Origin of the sequence: Halopseudomonas salina (genome assembly GCF_014637955.1) — a bacterium.
Classification (GTDB): Bacteria; Pseudomonadota; Gammaproteobacteria; order Pseudomonadales; family Pseudomonadaceae; genus Halopseudomonas; species Halopseudomonas salina.
This window is the reverse complement of sequence record NZ_BMFF01000006.1, coordinates 18,003-33,607: the sequence shown is the minus strand read 5'-3', so window position 1 is coordinate 33,607 and position 15,605 is coordinate 18,003. Positions and strand designations below refer to the sequence as shown.

The window sequence follows — 15,605 nt, the reverse complement described above, 5'->3', positions numbered from 1 at the left end:
CGCGGTGCCGGCGCCGGGTCGCGCCCCCCTATCCTAGGCACAAAAAAAAGCGCGGCCAATAATGGCCGCGCTTTTTATGTTGCGCTGATTCTAGCGCGGTTCGGACATCAGTCCCTTGACGATAGATATGCAGCCCACCAACAGCACGATGGTGAAGGGGAAGCCGGTAGACACTGCCATTGCCTGCAGCGCTACCAGGCCACCACCCAGCAACAGCGCAATCGCGATTACGCCCTCGATGCATACCCAGAACACGCGCTGGGGCACAGGAGCGTTGACCTTGCCGCCCGCGGTGATGGTATCGATAACCAGTGAACCCGAGTCCGAGGAAGTCACAAAGAACACAATCACCAATATGATGCCGATAAACGAGGTGATGGATGCCAGTGGCAACTGCCCGAGCATGGTGAACAACTGGATTTCCAGAGCCGCGTCCTGCACACCGGTGAAGCCATTGGCCAACTGGTCAATGGCAGTGCCGCCCAGGGCTGTCATCCACAGGACCGACACCAGGGAAGGCACCAGCAGGACCGCGATAAGGAATTCACGAACGGTACGGCCACGGCTTACGCGTGCGATAAACATACCGACGAAGGGCGACCAGCTGATCCACCAGGCCCAGTAGAAGGCAGTCCAACCCTGGCTGAAGTTGGCATCCTCACGGCCGATCGGGTTTGACAGCGCTGGCAGGTATTGCAGATAGGCACCCAGGTTCTCGAAGAAACCGGTAAGGATCGCCAGAGTCGGCCCGACGACGATGATGAAGCCCAACAGCAGTATTGCCAGACCCAGGTTAAGCTCGGACAGACGCTTGACGCCCTTGTCCAGACCAGCCAGTACAGACAACAGCGCAATACCGGTAATGCCGACAATCAGCAACACCTTGCTGGTGTTGTTCGCGGTAATGCCGAAGAGGTAATCGATACCCCCGGCAGCCTGCTCAGCGCCCAGACCCAACGAGGTCGCCAGACCGAACAGCGTTGCAAAAACCGCAAGAATATCAATTACATGTCCCGGCCAGCCCCACACGCGCTCGCCCAGAATCGGGTAGAAAATAGAGCGAATACTCAGCGGCAGACCCTTGTTAAAGGAAAACAACGCCAATGCCAGCGCAACAACGGCGTAGATCGCCCATGGGTGCAGGCCCCAGTGAAAGATAGTAGACGCCATACCCAGCCTGGTGGCTGCCTCGACATCGCCGGCCGCGGCGCCCAGCGGTGCCCAGTCAGTCCGCGCGCCAGCTTCTGAGGCGGTACCACCCAGCGCCGCGGAAAAATGCGACATCGGCTCGGATACACCGTAGAACATCAGGCCGATACCCATGCCGGCGGCGAACAGCATCGCGAACCAGCCCAGATAGGAGTAGTCAGGCTTCGCGTCCATCCCCCCCAGGCGTACCTTGCCCAACGGCGAAACAATCAAGGCCAGACACAACACCACAAATATGTTGGCAGCACCAAGGAAGAACCAGGCCAGATTGGCCGTCAGCCAACCGCGCAAGGCGCCGAAAAGCGGAGCCACATCATTCTGCAAAGCCAGGGTCAGAAATACGAAAAGCAGAATGGTTATTGCCGAAATGCTGAAAACCTTGCCGTGGATATCCAGGGCAAAGGAAAACTGGCCCTTGATGTTGTCCTGGCCGATAACATAGTCGGTATCAATAAGGGTGGACTCGCCCGAGGGCGCGGGAATTGCTTGCACGGTTTCCACTACCGGCTTGTCATTCAGATCTTTGAGGGGATCTTTTTCCATCGGAAAACACTCCTGATTTGGTGTCAGGGCTACTCACGAGGCATTGCACAAAAGGGGCGCAATAAAACTCAATGTCCAGCCAGCCAGGTAACTCAGATTTAGGTGACAGAACACCGGCAACAGCATTGCCGATCAACAGCCATTTGATGAAATTTTTCCATCAATTGACGCATATGATAGACATTGGAGGAACAATAGGGAAATCAGATTGCCAAAGGGAGCCGTTCTCGACCTTATATTTTCGGGTTATATCAAGATCGAGAGAAATGACTGAGCTCACTCCGGCGCGGATCGCAGGATAGCCAGAACTTTGGCTGGCGAGTAGTCATAGCTGTCCATCAGGGTGCGCAGCTCCTCATTGAAGGCCATTTCCGCCTGCAATCCGGCATCCTGCTTCATGGTCTCGAGTTGGGCCAGTTGTTGAGCCAATTTGCGCTCTGCAGCGCGAAATTCAGCAAGATTGGTCATAATGTTTCCTGATCTGTAATTGATTGACGAATTCTACACCAAAGATCGCGAATTAGACGCTGGACGGAGTAAGGTCTAAGCTTTCCGGCATGACCCACCAAGCATTCTCCGGCGCTCTGCGCTGCATCTTGATTCCCGCCTTCATCACAACGCTGATCGGCGGGCTTGCCGCCTGCAGCGGCACTGACCCGGCTACCAGTTCAAGAACAGAACAACCCTTGGCAGATCGTCAGGCCACGAACATGATGGTCGCAGCAGCTCACCCTGCGGCAGTTGAAGCGGGCTTGCAGATGCTGCGCCAGGGTGGGCACGCAGTTGATGCGGCCATTGCCGTACAGATGGTCCTGGCCTTTATCGAGGCACCAGAAACCGGCATAGGCGGCGGCGGGTATCTGCTGCTGCACGATGACAAAACAGGGCAAACCCGCGTGTACGACGGCCGGGAAACCGCACCCGCTGCAGCACAGCCCGACCGCTTTCAGGTCCTGGGTATCGACATGCCCCTGGCGCTAGCCATTCCCAGCGGATCGTCTGTCGGGGTACCCGGCCTGATAGCAATGCTTGCCAAGGCCCATAGCGAGCATGGGCGCCTGCCCTGGAACGAACTGTTCGTACCGGCTATCAACTTGGCTGAACGGGGCTTGCCAATGCCCCAAAGGCTCCAGCGGCAGATCCAGCAGGACCTGTCGTTGCGCCTGTTTGCCGATACCCGGGCCTATTTTCGGCGCCAGGCAGAAAGCGAAACACCGACACTTCGCAATCCAGAGCTGGCAGAGACCTTGCGGTCAATCGCTCAGGAGGGGCCTCAGGCCTTCTATCAGGGCCCTGTTGCAGAGGGCCTTCTTGACCGGCTGGAAGATGCACGCTGGGGTGCTACCGATATGACCGCGCAGGATCTGGCCGGCTATCAGGCAATCAATCGAGAGGCCGTGTGCCGCCCCTACCGCCAATGGACGGTGTGTGGCGCCCCGCCGTCTTCGTCCGGCGGCATTACGGTGTTACAAATTCTCGGCATGCTGGAGCATTTCGACATGGGCTCCCTTGAACCGGACAGCGTCGAAGCACTGCATCTGATAGCCGAGAGCAGCCGTCTGGCCTTCGCCGATCGCAATCACCATATCGGCGATCCCGCCTACGTCAACGTTCCGATGGGGCCCCTGCTCGACCCTGACTACTTGCACGAACGCGCGGGTCTGATTCGCACTGAACGGGCCCTTACCGAGGTGCATCCGGGGGAGCCGGGTACACGCACGGAAATCGAAAACATCGAATTTACCCCCGAGGCAGATGAACAGGGCACCTCCCATTTCAGCCTGGTGGATGCAGACGGCAACCTGCTGGCCCTGACCAGCTCGAACGAGGCGCCGTTCGGCAGTCGCATGCTTAGCCAGGGATTTGTATTGAATAATCAGTTGACCGATTTCAGCTTCAGTCCGGAAATCGCGGGCATACCCCACCCCAATGCCGTGGCAGGCGGCAAGCGCCCGCGCAGTTCCATGGCACCGACCATGGTTTTTGATTCCGCGGGCCAACCCCGTCTGATCATCGGCTCACGGGGCGGCAGTCGGATCATCGGCTATGTGGTCAAAACTCTGATCGGCGTGCTGGACTGGAATCTTGACGTCCAAGATGCCATAGCCCTGCCCAACGCACTCGACCGCGGGCTGGGTCTGGAACTTGAGGCGGGCACAGGCCTCGAAGCCCTGGCTCCAGCGCTTGAGACATTGGGACACAACGTCAGCGTGGTACCGATGACCAGTGGGCTGCACGGTATCGAGCGCACAGACGGAGGTTGGCGTGGCGGCGCTGACCCACGCCTGGACGGCGTTGCACGCGGGGACTGAACCGCGGGATCGCGGATAGCCGTGATAAGCTACACAACCTGATTTCAACGGAGGCAGGCATGTCGAACACTGATGCTTTTGCACTGCCGCCCTGGCAGAACACCACCGAAGGCGCCATGCGCCGTGTGGGCATTGAACTGGAAATGAACGGCCTCGAGCTGGATGAGATAGCCCAGCTGGCTGCAGATTTCCTCAACTGTGAAGTCAAAAAGACCAGCCGCTATGAACGCTCCCTGAGTGGCGATCCGGCCGGCGAGTGGATTGTGGAGCTGGACTTCACATTATTGAAAAAGATGGGCCGTGAACACCGCGTCGCCAGTGACCTGGGCGACGAAATCATGAGCGGCGCAGAGGACGTGATCAAGTGGTTTGCCGACGGTCTGGTGCCCCACGAGCTGGTCAGTCCGCCCTTGCCCATGGACCGGCTGCCTGAGGTCGATCGCCTGATCGCCCATCTGCGCAAGGCGGGAGCCAAGGGTACCGGCGACCGTGTCACCAACGCCTTCGGCATGCAGTTCAACCCCGAAGTGCCTGCGTGCGAGGCCAAGTGCATCACCGCCTATCTCAAGGCTTTTCTATGTCTGTTCGACTGGTTGAATACCCGCGCCGATATCAACGTGACCCGGCGCCTGACCAGTTATGTCGATCCCTTCCCGGGCGCCTATGTAAAAAAACTGGTGAAAGCCGACTACTGGCCCGACATGGATCAGTTGATAGACGACTATATGGAAGCCAATCCGACCCGCAACCGGGCCCTGGACATGCTGCCGCTGTTCAAGCATATCGACGAGGATCGGGTACTGGCCAAAGTGGGCGACGAGCGCATCAAATCCCGTCCGACCTTTCACTACCGCCTGCCTGATTGCCTTATCGATCAGCCTGGCTGGGGCGTACACGTAGCCTGGAATGACTGGGTAGAAGTAGAGCGTCTGGCTGCCGATGAGGAACGTCTGGAAGCTTGCTGCAAGGCATATGGTGTTTACCTGGACAGGGGTGTGGGCCGGCTGCTGCATAACTGGGAGGATGAAGTAGAACAGAAGTGGTTGAGCAAGGACGCATGAGCAAACCGGTCATTGCCATCACTGGCCCCCGCCGCGGCGCCTTCGGACCGCGTTTCATGGTGTCCTGCGCGGTGCGCTGGTATGGCGCTACTCCTTTGCAGGTCCGCCCCGGGGAAGATATAACAGAGCTGCGTTATGACGCGGTCGTAGTGACGGGCGGGCACGACATAGACCCGGTGCTCTATGCCGAAGAGCCGGAAGTGCATCCCAAATATGATCCCGAACGGGACACTCTCGAATCGGCCGTCATTGACGACGCACTCATCCGCGGATTGCCCCTGCTGGGCATCTGCCGGGGCGCCCAGCTACTCAACGCCCGACGTGGCGGCAACCTGTTTCAGGACCTCAAATCCAAACGCCAACTGACTTCCAACCGACGCACACTGTTGCCCCTAAAGACGCTATTGCCAGAATCAGGCAGTTATCTGGCCAATCTGCTCAGGACCGAACGCTGCAGGATCAATAGCCTGCACAATCAGGCCATCGACCGGGTGGGCACCGACCTGCTGGTCAGCGCACGCGACCTGGACGGCATTGTTCAGGCCGTGGAGGATCCGGGCCGGGCGTTTCTGATTGGCGTGCAGTGGCATCCGGAGTTTCTGCTTTTCAACGGCCGGCAACGGCGCCTGTTTGGTGCCCTGATCCAGGCAGCCCGGGAACGCTTGTAAATCCCGATGTACAGCCTCGCCCAAGCCGTCACCTGCACCCTGGAGATTCGCAAGAGCCGCTTTATCGGCTGTGTGGAGCCAATTGCTGATCGCCCCGCTGCGCAGGAACGGGTGGCCCGGTTGCGCGCCGAGCACCCAGACGCCGCACATGTGTGCTGGGCGCTGCTGGCGGGCGGACACAGCGCCGCAGTGGATGATGGCGAACCCTCCGGCACCGCCGGGCGACCGATGCTGGAGGTTCTCCGGCACCAGGAACTCGACGGCGTGCTGGCGACCGTTGTGCGTTATTTCGGCGGCACCAAGCTGGGCGCGGGTGGACTGGTGCGCGCCTACACCGACGCCATCGCACAGGCCCTGCAACAGGCTGAACGGATAGAGCTGGTCAGCCAGCGGCGATTACGTTGCCAGCTACCCTTCGCCCAGGAAAGCCAGGCTCGGCGGTTGTTGGAACAGCTGGGTGGCGAACTGCTTGAGGTACAGCACAGCAACAGCGTGCAACTTGAGATTCAACTGACAACAACGGCCGCCGAGGACTTTCTGCAGCAGTTGCAAACCGCCAGCCGCGGAGCCTTGTCCTGGACCGACATGGATCTGGGCTAGCCTGCTCCCGCTCAGCCCAGCGCCAGCCCACTGATACGCCGCACCGGCGTGCGCACTGCCTCTTCGAATACGCCGTCCCGGCTTTCCAGCAGGGTAAAGTGTTTACTGGCGCGGGTTATGGCGGTGTAGACCAGCTCCTTCGTCAGCACCGGGTTACGCGATGGCGGCAGCACCAGTGCTGCATGGGTAAACTCCGAGCCCTGGGATTTATGCACCGTCATCGCAAAGACCGTTTCCACCTCGGGCAACCGACTGGGCAAGACAAAGCGGATGCCCCCACTGCCATCGTTGCGCGCAAAAGCTACCCTGAGCGCCTCCCGCTCTGGCGCGCCTGGCTGCAGAGCAGGCTCGGCAACACGCAGGGCAATCCCGATGTCCCCATTCATCAAGCCCAGGGCGTAATCATTACGGGTTACCAGCACGGGTCTGCCTTCATACCAACCCTGATCGCTACCCAGCAACCCTCGATGACGCAGCAGGCTGGCAACCCGCTGATTCACCGCTTCCACGCCCCAGTCCCCCCGGCGCACCGCGCAGAGCAGCTGGAACTGATCGAAGGTCGTCAGCACCTGCCGCGCCCATTGCTGCCAGGTATCACTGTCGGCTGGCGTGCCCGCGGGTGGACGAGTATCACCCAGTACTTGCAGATAACGCTGATAACCCGGCAATGCGTCGGTGCCCAGCACACAGGCAGCAAAGGCCGGATCAGCCGGCTTGCTCAGGCTACGCTGATGAATATCGGCAAAGCTGCCCGACTGCAACAGACGACGGGCATCCCCGGCAGCACAGCGATTGACCGCACGCGCCAGCTCACCGATACCGCTGTCGCCGCCGAAGCGGTGCGAGTACCGCAGCATCGCCGTCTGCTGCTCCAGCGGATGAGTGGCCTCGCTGCCAGGGTGCAGGCCAGCCGAGGTCAGCGTCTGACCACTGACCCGTTCCAGCCATGCCAGCGTCTGCTCACTGTAGTGACCCTGGTCAGCGCCCCGACACAGGTCACCCAGCACAGCCCCGGCTTCCACCGAGGCCAACTGGTCCTTGTCACCTAGCAGGATCAACCGCGCCGAAGGCGGCAAGGCAGCCAGCACGCACGCCATCATTTCCAGGTCGATCATTGAGGCTTCGTCGATCACCAGCACGTCCAGCGCCAGCGGATTATCCCGGTGATGGCGGAAGTGCCGGCTGTGCGGCAAGCTGCCAAGCAACCGATGCAGCGTCCCTACCTCGCTGGGAATTGCCCCTTTGACCACATCATCCACCGGGAGACTGCCCACCTGCCTGCCAATGGATTCGGTCAAGCGTGCCGCCGCCTTGCCGGTTGGTGCCGCCAGACGAATACGCAGCGGTTTGCCGGCAGCCACTGCCGGCGTCTGCAGTAACGCCAGCAGGCGCACAACGGTCGTGGTCTTGCCGGTACCCGGGCCACCGGTAATGATGCTGAAGCGGCCCCGGGCGGCCAGCGCGCAGGCCAGCTCCTGCCAGTCCGGGTGCTGTTTACTGTCGGCAAAAAGCCCCTGCAAACGCTCTGGAAAGTCGGCCTGCACATCCAGCGGTGCGTTCAGGCGGCGGTGCACATCAGTCACTACCTGCTGCTCGTACTGCCAGTAGCGGCGCAGATACAGGCGCTGGCCCACGAGTACCAGCGGGCGCGTGCCCTGATCGGGCGCCTGGCTGTCCACCACGTCGCTGGCACTCAGGGCAGCACACCAGTATTCGAGGTTATAGCCGCGCAGCAATTGCGAGGGCAGAAGCACATTGCTGTCCTCGGCATTATCCGGTGGCAGGGACAGGGCAAAATCCGGTTCAGCGAGGGTGGCTCCCAGATCCAGGCACACATGACCGTGGCCCAGCTGATGGCTGACCAGGGCCGCTGCGAGCAAGACCGGCGCACTGCAGTCAGGCGCCTGCTCCACCAGAAAACCGGCCAGTGCACGATCCAGCGCCCGCAACCAGCCATGTTGCTGCCAATCATCGAGCAGGCCCAACAAGGCTGCACTACTGTCGAGATAGGCATGTGTGGTGGGCTGCGCGCCCAGCAGATCCAGTTGTTCAGACATGCGCCACCTCCCGGGCCTGACCGGCAAACAGCCGATCCAGGGTTTCGATCAATTCGCGTGGGGGGCGGGTATGCCAGAGGCCGCCGCTGTCGGCGTCGATGCCGCGGATGAACCAGTAGGCGGCGCCGCCCATGTGCTGGTCATAGTCATAGTCGGGCAGGCGCGCGCGCAACTGTCGGTGCAGCGCCAGCACGTAGAAAACGTATTGCAGATCATAGCGATGTTCCAGAATCGCCTTGCCCATCGCCTGCTCGCTGTAGGCGCTGGCATCCGCGCCCAACCAGTTGGATTTGTAGTCCAGCACCCAATAGCGGCCCTGGTGCTCGAATACCAGGTCGATATAGCCCTTGAACAACCCGTTCAACCGGTCGCTGCCGAGCGGCGGCCGCTCGGCAGCCCCCAGGGTATGCGCGCTGACCAGTTGATCAATAGCCTGGGCACTGACCCCGTGGGCCGCGAAAAGAAACTGCATCTCGCTCTGGTACTGCCCCCCCTGCAGGTCCGCCAGACTCAGCTCACTTTGCGGTGCGACGCCTTTGAAGGTCAGCAGACTGACCATCCAGTTGCTCAGGCAGCCGCCCCATTCAGCCCAGTTACGGCGCTGACAACGGGGGTAGACCCGCTCCGCACATAAATCCGGATCGGCAAACTGGGCAAAACCGTCATCCGCGGCCAGCTCGAGCAGACCGTGCAGGAAGGTGCCCGGCTGTGGGCCCCGCGGGAAGCGATGCATGCTTGGCGTCTCGCCGGGCCGCAGGGGGGCAAAGATATCGACCTTGTCATCGGCAAAGTAGTCGGTCTCATGGCCGCCGATCAGCGCGCTGTAGGAGCCGATCCACCAGCGGGCAAAGGTCGGGTGGTCCGGATGCCGTTCGCGCAGTTCGGTGTGTGGAACAGCAATGGGTTGATACTCTATGTCCTCTGCTTTTGGGGCGGCATCGACAACCAGAGTCCCTGGCTGCACCCAGGCGCTCAGCCATTCGCCGAGTTGCGCTGGCTGCTGCAGTACCGCCCCGCCAGTCAGCAGCCAGGCAATAGCGCTGTGATGCAGGACCGAGGATTTGCGATTGCCGCTTTTCAGGTCGGCCAACCCCAGCCAGCAGGCATGTCGGGCTCGGGTCAGCGCCACGTAAAGCAGACGCAGATCTTCACCCAGCCGTTCGCCGTCGGCCTGGGCCACGGCATTGTCGTCCGGCGCCAGATCCAGGCGGCGCGTGTCGCCATCATGCAGCCACAGCGGCTTCTTGCCGTCGGCTGGGCGGCTATGGGCGATAAAGGGCAGGAACACCAGCGGGTATTCCAGGCCCTTGGATTTGTGGATGGTGACGACCTTGACCAGTTCAGCGTCGCTCTCCAGACGCAACACCTGATCGTCTGCGCTGCTGTCTGCGGGGTTGAGCAGCAATTCGCTCAAATGGCGGATCAGGGCCTGCTCGCCATCCAGCTCGCGGGCGGCGCGCTGCAACAGTTCGGCCAGATGCAGCAGGTTGGTCAGTCGGCGTTCACCGTCATTTTGCTTTAGAAGACGGGTGGGTAACTGGAATGCGTGCAGCAGTTGCTGCAGCATGGGCAGCACACCCTGACGCAGCCACAGCCGCCGAAAACCGTGGAACTGATCGACGCGCTGCTCCCAGAAACGCTCGTCTTCATTCAAGCGCTCCAGCTCTGCCCAACTCAACCCGAGGCTGGCGCTGGCCAGGGCGGCGCGCAACAGGCCGTCGTTACCCGGATCTGCACAGGCGCGCAGCCAGCGCAGCAGGTCCTGCGCCTCCTGACTGGCAAATACCGAATCCTTGTCGGAGAGATACACACTGCGCACGCCACGCGCCGCCAGGGCACTGCGGATACATTGGGCTTCGCGCCCCGTGCGCACCAGCACCGCCATGTCTGCGGGCTTGACCCCGGTGAAAGTGCCGTCGGGGTGGGCAAAACCGGCGTCACCCCGTTGCCCGGCGTTGAGCAACTCCACCATGGTTGTTGCACAAATTTCAGCCATCGACTGCCGGTAGTCATCCCCTTTCAGCGGCTCTTCGCCTGGCAGGTGCCAGAGGGTCATGGCCGGAGCTGCTGCGCCCTGCAGTTGCCAGACTTCCTTGCGACCGTTAGCCGCCACAGGAAGAAACGGCAGAGGATTGTCCGCTCCGCGGGCAAAGCGGAAAGCGCCCTGGGCATTGCCCGTTTCCGCCAGTTCAAACACCCGATTAACCGCATCGACCATGGGCTGGCTGGAGCGGAAGTTGGTATCCAGATTTTCATGCCGCCCGGATGTGTCCCGCCGTGCACGCAGGTAAGTATGAATATCCGCACCACGAAAACTGTAGATTGCCTGCTTGGGATCGCCGATCAGCAGCAGCGCGGTGCTCTGATCATTCTCCGCGACCCGGTAGACCGCATCGAAAATGCGGTATTGCAGCGGGTCGGTATCCTGAAATTCGTCGATCATCGCGACCGGAAACTGCGTGCGTATGACCTCGGCCAGACGTGGACCACTTGGGCCTTGCAGCGCGGCATCCAGGCGTTTGAGCATATCGTCAAAGCCCATCTGCGCGAGCCGCCGCTGTTCCTGCTCGAAGCGCTCGGCGATCCAGGCGGCGGCGTGCCTGAGGGCGTCCTGGTGAGGGTCGGGCAGGTCCGCCAATGCCTGCCGCAGCAGCGGCACCTGCTGTGGAGCCGGGTGCTCGGGAGGTATACCATTCTTCCAGGCCGCCGCCAGCCCGTCTTCGCTCAAGCGTTCCCAGGCCGAATCTGTTAGGCCTGGAGTTTGCATTTGTGGGTCTTCGGCCCAGGCGCGCAGGGCCTCGAACCAGGGCGCAAAATAGCGGCGCTGCAGCATGCGGCCATTGACCTCTTTTTGTTCCACCCCCTGCTCGAGCAGCTGTTCCAGCTCATCCGCCCATTGCAGCCAGGGAGCCTTCAACTGCGCCAGATCCTGTTCCCGCTGCGCAAGACTGTTGGCGATCAGTGCATGCAACTGACCCTCAGTCGGGGGCAGCTGATCAGTCAGCAGGGCGTGCAGCGAGCCCAACAAACGCCCGGGGCTTTGCCAGTGCTTGGCCACCCAGTCCAGTGCCGCGCCACTCAGTGGATAACACTGTTCGCGCCAGTAATCCCGGGCAACCTGGGCGCGCAGCTCCCGTTGATCGGTTTCCAGGGTCTGTTCAAACAGGCTACCACTGTCAAAGGCGTGCTCGCGCAGCATGCGCTGGCACCAGCTATGTATGGTGGAAACGGCGGCCTGATCCATCCACTGGGCGGCAATTTCGAGTTTGCGCGCGCAGCCGGGCCACTGATCGGCAGGCGTCTGCTCGCGAAGCTGGGCAATGATCGGGTCGGGCTTGTCCAGCTCGCCACGAAAAGCCATGGCAGCATCGACCAGACGAGCGCGAATACGATCACGCAGCTCCTGGGTCGCAGCCTCGGTGAAGGTCACTACCAGGATGTCCGGCGGTAGCAGCGCGCGCGGATAATCCGCCGCTGCGCCACGACCTAGTACCAGACGCAGATAGAGCGCGGAAATGGTAAAGGTCTTGCCGGTGCCGGCACTGGCTTCGATCAGGCGGCTTCCACGCAGGGGACAGCGCAGGGCCAAAGGCATCTGGCTATTATGAACAGGCGTATTGCTCATGCCTCAACCTCCACTGGCTGCACTGTTAACCATGTATTTTCCAGCATCTGCGCCAGCGGCTGGTAAAGGGATTGCGCCCAGGTCTCAAAGCCTGCTGCCTGCAGGCTGGCGTAATCCGGATAGCTGCGTTGCAGGGCAACACTTCTAAGCATCGCGCCCGGCTTGAAGTCAGTGCCCTCGTAGTGCTCACGTGTCTTGCCATCGTCACCGTGGGCCAGCCAAAGCATGCCGGTTTCCAGTTCGGCAGGCAGGGGCTGCTGCAGGCCAGCCAACCAGGCGGCCAGCCAGGCTTGCAGAATATCCTGAGCCTGCTCGACGGGTACCGGCAGCAGTAACAGATTGGCATCCTCGGCGATCAGGCACCCTTGTATGGCATGCCCGTTGGCACAGGCCAAAAGATGTCGGCAGACCGCCGACAGCACGCGCTTCCAACGTAAGGTCTTGTTCTTGCCGGTACCATCCTGCAGACGTCCCGTTTCCAGCTGCAGCAACATCTGCCCATCAGTCGCGCCGGATTCCCGCAACCCGGTGAGCCAGTCCCGCAGCTCGATCCCCGGAGCGCTGGCCACCAGCGCCAGCGGCTCATCCACGGGACGATCCCATATCTCGGCAAGCTGGCGGTAGCGCGTCAATTGCTCGGCCAGGGGTTCGATCAGCGCCTGCCGACCCAGCTCGCCAAAACCGGCCAGGGGCAAGGTACCGCGCCGACTCAGGCGCGCGGACTCCTGCTTGACAACGGCAGTCCAATCAGCGTATGGCCCACTGGCCAGGGTGCGCTGCAACAACCATTGCCTGAGCTCAAAACGTTGCAGGCCGTCCAGCACGAAGGACTCATCGTCCTCGCTGTGCAAGTCAGCGTCGCGAAACCAGATCTTGAGGCGGCGCGCAAAGAAATGCTCTACCGGGTTACGCAGAAAGCGTTGCAGGGCATTCAGGTCAATAGGCTCGGTCAGGTTGACGGGCGGCAGTGGCGTATCACTGACTGCCTGCAAGGGGCTGTCGTGCAATGCCCGCCAATCGCCGGCATAGCTGAACAGCGCAGGATTGCTGGCATCGAAATACTGACGACTGAACGGCTGCAACGGATGTTCTGTGGACAATGCTGCAAGGAGGTCCACATCCGGTTCGGCGGCCTGCCAGCCAGCGGCAAGATGATCACGTAACTGCCCGATCAATACTGACGGGGGGCGTTCGCCGTTGTCGCGGATGCTGCGCCCGACCCAACTGATGTACAGGGTGTCGCGGGCCGACAGCAGGGCTTCGAGCAACAGATAGCGATCATCCTCGCGCCGGGACCGGTCCCCCGGGCGGTAATCGTTGGCCATCAGGTCGAAATCCAGCGGCGGTTGGGCGCGCGGGTAATCTCCATCATTCATGCCCAGCAGGCAGACCTGGCGAAAGGGAATCGCGCGCATCGGCATCAGGGTGCAGACGTTCACCGAGCCGGCCAGAAACCGCTGACTCAACTGACTCTGGCCGACACTCTCGAGCCAGGCTTCGGCCACCACATTCAGGGGCAGCGCCTCGTTCAGCTCTACGTCGTCACACAGCTCCAGCCATTGATCGAGACTCTCCTGCAATTGCCCGATGAGTACCTGATCCGTCTCGCTGGCAGCCAGGAAGAAATCCGCCAGCAGCGCCCGCAAACGCTCGCCCCAAAGGGCCGGCAACGCGGGCTCGGCAAGCGACCGTTCGTGCCGATCGAGCGTATTGAGCAGTTGATCAAGTGGACCGATAAGCGCCGCATCCAGGCCGCCCACTTCATCGTAGGGTTCGGTCGTGCCCCAGGCAGATCCTCCCCCGCTGGCGTAACCCAGCAGCATGCGCCGCAGCCCGAAGCGCCAACTGTTGTTATCCAGTCCGGCGGGCAGCCCGCGCGCGCTGAGACGCTCCTGATCCAGGCCCCAGCGAATGCCGGCGCCCTCGATCCACCGCTGCAGCGTCGGCAGGTCGGCCTCAGCCAGGCCGAACCGGCTGCGCACGGCGGGTACATCGAGCAGATCCAGCACCTCGCTGACCGGCAGCCGACTGTGCGGCAACTGCAGCAGGTGCTCCAGGGCGATCAACAGCGGCTCGCGGCCGCGTTGGTTCTGATCGGCCAGGGTGAAGGGTATATAGCGCGGGTCATCCGGAGCGTACTGGCCGAAAACCGCCTGTATGTGCGGGGCGTAAGTGTCCACGTCGGGGACCATGACGATGACATCACGGGGGCGCAACTGATGGTTGCGGGCAAAGCCATCGAGTAACTGGTCGTGCAGGATCTCCACTTCCCGCTGCGGGCTGTGGGCGATGTGAAAACGGATGGATGTGTCACTCGCCAATGGCCGTCGCGCATCAGCTGTCCCTGGCTGCAGCGTCAGGGGCGGCCACTGGCTGCGGGTTTCCGCCAGGGGACGCAACTCGAGGATATCCTGCTGCAACTGTTCGAGCAGCGTGGCTCCGGCGTTATCCTCGAACAGGTCGACACGGCCGCCGTTGATCGCGGCAAAACGGACTTCATAGCTGACGCGCTCGTCGTGCACATCAAGCAGATTGATATAGTCGCGACCCTGCTTGCCCCAGGCGGCCAGCAGCGGATGCGCATGCTGATGCAGGGTGCTTTCATCCAGGTGCAGCGGGCTGTCGGGCTTGGCTTTCTGGCGGCGATACTGGTGGCGAAGCAATTCCCGGTCGGCAACGATGTCGCCCCAATAGAACTGGCAGGGATTCAAAACGGCCAGCAGCACCTGGCTGAAGCGTCCCAGTGCGGCCAGGGCTTCTAGGGTCTGCGCTGGCAGGGACGAGATACCAAAGACAATAACGCGCCGCGGCAGGCCGGCAGGCCGCTGGCTGGCAGTCAGTAAACTGTCCAGGGCCCGTGGATGTACTCCGGCGCGACTGTTGCTGACATGCTCACTGCCCACATCCGCCAGCACTGCCCGCCAGAGCGCCGGCTGCCAGAGCTCATGGTCCTCCAGCTGCCGGGTTCCGCTGCGCGCCAGACTGACCCGGTTGTGGCCCTGGGCCCAATCATTCAACCAGTCCGCCCGGTAAACCTGATACTGATCGAACAGGTCGGCCAGACGCTCGGCCAGTTGGTAACGTTTGCGGCAGTCACCATCGTCGGCGAGAAAACGCTCGAGGGGGGCAAAGGCGGGGTCCTGCAGCAGACCCGGCAGTAGACGCAGCAGACGCCAGGTTAGCGGTTGCTTGTCCAGCGGCGAGCTCGCAGGCACGCTGTCGGCGCCGAGCACGCCACGGTAGAGTTGCCAGAGAAACTGGGCAGGTAGCTGCACATCCAGGGCTGCCGCAATGCCGCAGCCACCCTCCTCCCGATCTGCCGCCAGCGCCATTTCCAGCCATTGGCCGATGCCATTGCTCTGGACCAGCACCACCTCGTTCTCGAGCGGGCCCAGGGGGTGCTCGCGCATCCAGTCAACCACCAACTGGCGCAGGGTCTCCAGCCGATTACCGTGCAGAATCATGAATCCGGGGGCGAGGTTGCCGGGGGCAAAACTGGCGCTGTCCTGCATCAGAACTCCTGTATTGAC

At 61.7% G+C, this 15,605-nt stretch carries 9 protein-coding genes; 4 read left to right on the top strand and 5 right to left on the bottom strand.

Translation table 11 applies throughout. The annotated features are described in order from the left end of the window. Positions 1 to 90: 90 nt before the first annotated feature. Complete coding sequence (locus tag IEV54_RS13825) at positions 91 to 1,752, bottom strand: BCCT family transporter (protein WP_150278814.1); 1,662 nt, start codon at positions 1,750 to 1,752, stop codon at positions 91 to 93. Positions 1,753 to 2,028: 276 nt separating this feature from the next. After that, entirely contained in the window at positions 2,029 to 2,220 is a 192-nt protein-coding gene (locus IEV54_RS13820; RefSeq protein ID WP_150278816.1) for a hypothetical protein, read from the bottom strand. A gap of 89 nt (positions 2,221 to 2,309) precedes the next feature. Between IEV54_RS13820 and ggt the strand changes: the two genes are divergently transcribed. The 4 genes from ggt to IEV54_RS13800 are packed head-to-tail and all read left to right on the top strand — an operon-like array spanning position 2,310 to position 6,393. Beyond that, positions 2,310 to 4,064 carry a gamma-glutamyltransferase gene (gene ggt / locus IEV54_RS13815; RefSeq protein WP_150278817.1) on the top strand — a complete coding sequence of 585 codons (1,755 nt, stop codon included), beginning with the start codon at positions 2,310 to 2,312 and terminating at the stop codon, positions 4,062 to 4,064. A 59-nt stretch (positions 4,065 to 4,123) separates the two neighbouring features. Further along, positions 4,124 to 5,125 (top strand): amidoligase family protein, encoded by a 1,002-nt coding sequence (locus tag IEV54_RS13810; protein ID WP_150278818.1) that lies wholly within the window; start codon positions 4,124 to 4,126, stop codon positions 5,123 to 5,125. Further along, positions 5,122 to 5,793 (top strand): gamma-glutamyl-gamma-aminobutyrate hydrolase family protein, encoded by a 672-nt coding sequence (locus IEV54_RS13805; RefSeq protein ID WP_150278820.1) that lies wholly within the window; start codon positions 5,122 to 5,124, stop codon positions 5,791 to 5,793. The genes IEV54_RS13810 and IEV54_RS13805 overlap by 4 nt, the downstream gene beginning before the upstream one ends. Before the next feature lie 6 nt (positions 5,794 to 5,799). Next, positions 5,800 to 6,393 (top strand): IMPACT family protein, encoded by a 594-nt coding sequence (locus IEV54_RS13800; protein ID WP_150278821.1) that lies wholly within the window; start codon positions 5,800 to 5,802, stop codon positions 6,391 to 6,393. An 11-nt stretch (positions 6,394 to 6,404) separates the two neighbouring features. On the opposite strand, the gene recD is transcribed toward IEV54_RS13800, so the two are convergent. From recD to recC, 3 genes are read right to left on the bottom strand one after another with little or no spacing between them, the layout of a single operon-like run. Further along, the gene (gene recD, locus IEV54_RS13795) at positions 6,405 to 8,450 is read right to left on the bottom strand and encodes an exodeoxyribonuclease V subunit alpha (protein ID WP_150278822.1); all 2,046 of its coding nucleotides are present in this window, start codon (positions 8,448 to 8,450) and stop codon (positions 6,405 to 6,407) included. Next, positions 8,443 to 12,075, bottom strand: a complete 3,633-nt coding sequence (gene recB, locus IEV54_RS13790; protein ID WP_150278823.1) for an exodeoxyribonuclease V subunit beta — start codon at positions 12,073 to 12,075, stop codon at positions 8,443 to 8,445. The genes recD and recB overlap by 8 nt, the downstream gene beginning before the upstream one ends. Beyond that, on the bottom strand, positions 12,072 to 15,587 hold the full coding sequence (recC, locus tag IEV54_RS13785; protein ID WP_150278825.1) for an exodeoxyribonuclease V subunit gamma: 3,516 nt from the start codon (positions 15,585 to 15,587) through the stop codon (positions 12,072 to 12,074). Before recC ends, recB begins: the two co-directional genes overlap by 4 nt. Positions 15,588 to 15,605: the final 18 nt, after the last annotated feature.